Origin of the sequence: Streptomyces hainanensis (assembly GCF_004348415.1) — a bacterium.
GTDB lineage: Bacteria > Actinomycetota > Actinomycetes > Streptomycetales > Streptomycetaceae > Streptomyces > Streptomyces hainanensis.
This window is the reverse complement of record NZ_SMKI01000559.1, coordinates 1-4,590: the sequence shown is the minus strand read 5'-3', so window position 1 is coordinate 4,590 and position 4,590 is coordinate 1. Positions and strand designations below refer to the sequence as shown.

Here is a 4,590-nt window from a genome sequence, read left to right as displayed (position 1 = left end):
TGGGGGAGGTGGGGACAACCCCCGTGGGACTCAGACCGGCAGGCCCCTCACCCTCGTCAGGGACTCGACGATCGCGAGCCCGTTCAGCGTCAGCACGGACTCCGGGTGGAACTGGACCGCCGTGAAGCCGGGGCCCCGCATCGCGTGGACTTCCGACGTCGCCGCGTCGCGCGCCGTCTCGACGCCGCGCCGCGCCAGCGTCGCGGCCGTCTCGTCGTCGCAGCGTGCCGCGTACGAGTTGTAGAAGCCCACCGTCTCCTCGTGGCCGAAGAGGTCGATCCGTTCCTGGGCGCCCTGGAAGGGGCGCCGCTTGCGGATCAGGTCGAGGCCGAGGTGCGCGGCGATGAGCTCGTGCCCCAGGCAGACGCCGATCACCCACCGGCCAGCGCCGGCACCGCCGGCACCGTCGGCCAGCAGGTCGGCCGTCAGCTCGCGCAGCAGCCGCATCCTGGGGTCGGTCAGGTCGCGCGGGTCGCCGGGGCCGGGGCCGAGGAGGACGGGGCCCGGGTGGGCGAGGGCGCGCGGCACGGCGCCGGGTGCGTCGAAGCGGGTCACCTCGACCTCCGCGCCGGTCGACCTGAGCAGGTGGGCCAGCATCGAGGTGAACGTGTCCTCGGCGTCGATCACCAGGATCCGCGGGCCGCCGCCCGTGGCCGGGGTGTCCTGCATCCGGAGCCAGAACGGCGCCAGGCCGGTGCGGCGTGCGGCCAGCGCCGCGCCGACGCGGGGGTCGTCGGCCAGCCGGGGGCGCGGCGAGCCCGACTCGGCGGGGCGGCCGGCCCGGACGCCGAGGGCCGAGAGCACGCCGGCGACCTTGGCGTGGGTCTCGGCGACCTCGCCCGCCGGGTCGGAGCCACGCACCAGCGTGGCGCCGACCGGGACCCGCAGCCGGCCGTCGGTCGCGTCGATGTCGGCGGTCCTGATCAGGATCGGCGAGTCGACGCCGTCCGCCGTCAGCAGGGCGAGCGCGCCCGCGTAGTAGCCGCGGCCGTCGTGCTCGTACCGGCTGATCACCCGGCAGGCGTTCTCCACCGGGGAGCCGGTGACGGTCGCGGCGAACATCGTCTCCCGCAGCACCTCCCGGACGTCGAGCGTGCTGCGTCCCCGCAACTCGTACTCGGTGTGCGCGAGGTGGGCCATCTCCCGCAGCCGGGGCCCGATCACCACGCCGCCCTGGTCGCCGACGGCGCACATCATCTTCAGCTCCTCGTCGACCACCATCGACAGTTCCTCGGTCTCCTTGCGGTCGTCGAGGAACTCCAGCAACCCGGTGACGCTCGGGCCGTCGGCCGGATAGCGGTAGGTGCCGCTGATGGGGTTCATGACGACGGTGTCGCCGCTCATCCGGACGTGGACCTCGGGACTGGCACCGACCAGCACCCGGTCGCCGGTGTGCACCACGAAGGTCCAGTACGCGCCGCGTTCGGCGGCCAGCAGACGGCGGAAGAGGGCGAGCGCGTCGCGGCGCGAGAAGCCGTCGATCCGGCCGGTGAAGGTGCGCCTGATGACGAAGTTGGCGCCCTGGCCGGCGCCGATCTCATGCTGGACGACGTCGGCCACCACCCGCTCGTAGGCCGCGTCGTCCAGGTCGAAGGCGCCGTCCCGCACGGTGACGCCGTGGTCGGGGAGGGCGTCGAGCACCGCGTCGACGGGCAGCTCGTGGACCGTCTCGGGCAGCAGCACGGCGAGCGGGGTGCCGTCGTCGGTGACCTCGAAGCCGCGCTCGGCGAGCTGGCGGAAGGGGATCAGCGCCAGGGCGTGCTCGTGGCGTGGCAGCTCGGCGAGCCGGTCGAGCTCGACGACGGGGCCGGTCAGCAACTCGACCACGTCGTGGTCACGGCCGGGCGTGCGGCGGCGCAGCAGGGCGAACGGGGTCGGGCCGGCGAGCAGCGCGTCCAGGAGACGTGGGGCGTCGTGCATGACGGGGGTCCCTTCGATTCGCATCGTCAACGATGTCGAGTGGGTCGAAGATCGAGAGGGACGGGCCCGCGAACGCCGAAGGCCGCCCCTCGGGCGGCCTTCGCGGTGGTCGGTGCTGCGCGCGATCAGTGGGCCGCCGGAGAAGCGGTCCACCACCAGGAGCTGATACGCGTCGCGAACATGCCGGGGACTGTACACCACGGCCCGTGCCGGGTGGGGCCGTCTCACTCCCTGGCCGGGCTGGAAAAGAGCTGGACTCCACCCCGTAATCTGGAGCGCGTGAGCGTGAACCCAGACAGCAGCACTCGCACGTCCGCCTGGCGTGACCTCCCCGCGGCTCAGCAGCCGGACTACCCGGACGCCGAGGCCCTGCGGGCCGTCGTCGCTGACCTGGAGTCCTATCCGCCGCTGGTGTTCGCCGGCGAGTGCGACCAGCTGCGTGCCCGGATGGCCGCGGTGGCGCGGGGCGAGGCGTTCCTGCTGCAGGGTGGGGACTGCGCCGAGGCGTTCGACCAGGTCAGCGCCGACCAGATCAGGGCGAAGCTGAAGACGCTGCTCCAGATGAGCGCCGTGCTCCAGTACGCGGCCGCCGTGCCCGTGGTGAAGGTGGGCCGGATCGCCGGCCAGTACTCGAAGCCGCGGTCGAAGCCGACCGAGGTGCGGGACGGCGTGACGCTGCCGACGTACCGGGGCGACTCGGTCAACGGCGCGGACTTCACCGCCGAGGCCCGGGTGCCCGACCCGGAGCGGCTGCGCCGGATGTACCACGCGTCGGCGGCCACGCTGAACCTGGTGCGCGGCTTCACGACGGGCGGTTACGCGGACCTGCGCCAGGTGCACGCCTGGAACCAGGACTTCGTGCGCAACTCGGCGTCCGGCCGGCGCTACGAGGCGCTGGCGCGGGAGATCGACAACGCGCTGAACTTCATGCGGGCCTGTGGCGCCGACCCGGCCGAGTTCCACTCGGTGGAGTTCTACTCCTCGCACGAGGCGCTGCTGCTCGCCTACGAGTCCGCCCTGACCAGGACGGACTCCCGCACCGGCCGCCTGTACGACGTCTCCGCGCACATGGTGTGGATCGGTGAGCGCACCCGGCAGCTGGACGGGGCGCACATCGCGTTCGCCTCGGAGATCCGCAACCCGATCGGTGTCAAGCTCGGCCCGACGACCACCCCGGAGGAGGCGTTGACCCTGATCGAGCGCCTCGACCCGGACCGGGAGCCCGGCCGGCTGACGTTCATCACCCGGATGGGCGCGGACCGGATCAGGGACCGGCTCCCCACGCTGGTGGAGAAGGTCACGGCGTCCGGCGCCCAGGTGGCGTGGGTCTGCGACCCGATGCACGGCAACACCTTCGAGGCCGCCTCGGGGCACAAGACGCGGCGCTTCGACGACGTCCTCGACGAGGTGAAGGGCTTCTTCGAGGTCCACAAGGGGCTCGGCACCCACCCGGGCGGCATCCATGTCGAGCTCACCGGCGACGACGTCACCGAGTGCGTGGGCGGCGGCGACGAGATCTTCGTCGACGACCTGCACCAGCGGTACGAGACGGCGTGCGACCCCCGGCTGAACCGCAGCCAGTCGCTCGACCTGGCGTTCCTGGTGGCGGAGATGTACCGGGCGTAGCCGCTCGGCGGGGGTGGCGGGGGCCACACTCCGGGGTACTGTCGGGCGATTCGGACAGCGGCTAAGGTTAGGTTTACCTCACTTGGTTACCTGCCCTGCCCGCTGTTCGGAGGATCTGAAGGTGTACGTCTGCTCGTGCTTCGGTATCACGGAGCAGCAGGTGCGCGAGCGCGCCGCCGCCGGGGCGGCGACGCCGCGGCAGCTCGCCTCCGAGTGCAAGGCCGGCACCGACTGCGGCTCCTGCGTGCGCCGCATCCAGTGTCTGTTGGGCCGGGTCAGGCCGGCGGCCGAGGCGCCCGCGGCGGTGCTCCCGGCCCCCGCCGCCACCCCGGTCTACTCCGCGTAGTTCGCGCCGGCGCCGTCGTCGTCCGAGCTCGGCTGCTTGATCTGCTGGGCGATGTACAGCGGTTCGCCCAGCTTCTCGACGATCTCCAGCTGGGTGTCGAGGTAGTCGATGTGGTGCTCCTCGTCCTTGAGGATGGACTCGAAGATCTTGGCCGACGTGATGTCGTGCTTGGCCCGCATCACCTCGATACCGCGCCGGAGCCGGTCGATGGCCTCGACCTCGATCTGCCGGTCGGCCTGGAACATCTCGGTGACCGTCTGGCCGACCCGGACGTGGAAGAGCCGCTGGTAGTTCGGCAGGCCCTCCAGGAAGATGATCCGGTCCGTCAGGACCTCCGCGTGCCGCATCTCGTCGAACGACTCGGCGCGGGTGTAGGCGGCCAGCTTGGTCCAGCCGAAGTTCTCCTGCATCTTCGCGTGCAGGAAGTACTGGTTGATGGCCGTCAGTTCGGCCGTCAGCTGCTCGTTCAGAAACTCGATGACCTCGGGGTCGCCCTGCATGGCGGCGCGTTCCTTCCCTGGCGTTCCGCGGCTTCGCCCGGCCCTGCGGGGCCGGCCGGATCGTGCGCGCATCGTGGCATCACGCGGGCGATCCGTCCAGTAAGCGAAGGCTTACCGAAATGCCTGGTTCTCGCCGTTTTCGCGCCGTCTCGTGGGTTTCGGGCGGGGCGAACCGGGTGGTGGTGCGGGGCGGTGCCG

General features: G+C 71.9%; 5 protein-coding genes. 2 read left to right on the top strand and 3 right to left on the bottom strand.

The features are described from left to right. Positions 1–30: 30 nt before the first annotated feature. Together E1283_RS32430 and E1283_RS40065 are read right to left on the bottom strand one after the other, a co-directional pair. Positions 31–1,920 (bottom strand): anthranilate synthase family protein, encoded by a 1,890-nt coding sequence (locus E1283_RS32430; RefSeq protein WP_132821741.1) that lies wholly within the window; start codon positions 1,918–1,920, stop codon positions 31–33. Positions 1,921–2,045: 125 nt separating this feature from the next. Continuing rightward, positions 2,046–2,102, bottom strand: coding sequence for a trp operon leader peptide (locus tag E1283_RS40065; protein ID WP_132821742.1), 57 nt, complete (start codon positions 2,100–2,102; stop codon positions 2,046–2,048). A gap of 97 nt (positions 2,103–2,199) precedes the next feature. On the opposite strand from E1283_RS40065, the gene E1283_RS32420 reads away from it, so the two are divergent. Next, positions 2,200–3,546, top strand: coding sequence for a class II 3-deoxy-7-phosphoheptulonate synthase (locus E1283_RS32420; protein ID WP_132821740.1), 1,347 nt, complete (start codon positions 2,200–2,202; stop codon positions 3,544–3,546). A gap of 121 nt (positions 3,547–3,667) precedes the next feature. Next, complete coding sequence (locus E1283_RS32415) at positions 3,668–3,892, top strand: (2Fe-2S)-binding protein (protein ID WP_132821739.1); 225 nt, start codon at positions 3,668–3,670, stop codon at positions 3,890–3,892. On the opposite strand, the gene bfr is transcribed toward E1283_RS32415, so the two are convergent. Further along, positions 3,880–4,392 carry a bacterioferritin gene (gene bfr / locus E1283_RS32410; RefSeq protein WP_132821738.1) on the bottom strand — a complete coding sequence of 171 codons (513 nt, stop codon included), beginning with the start codon at positions 4,390–4,392 and terminating at the stop codon, positions 3,880–3,882. The genes E1283_RS32415 and bfr overlap by 13 nt on opposite strands. Between the last annotated feature and the right edge of the window lie 198 nt (positions 4,393–4,590).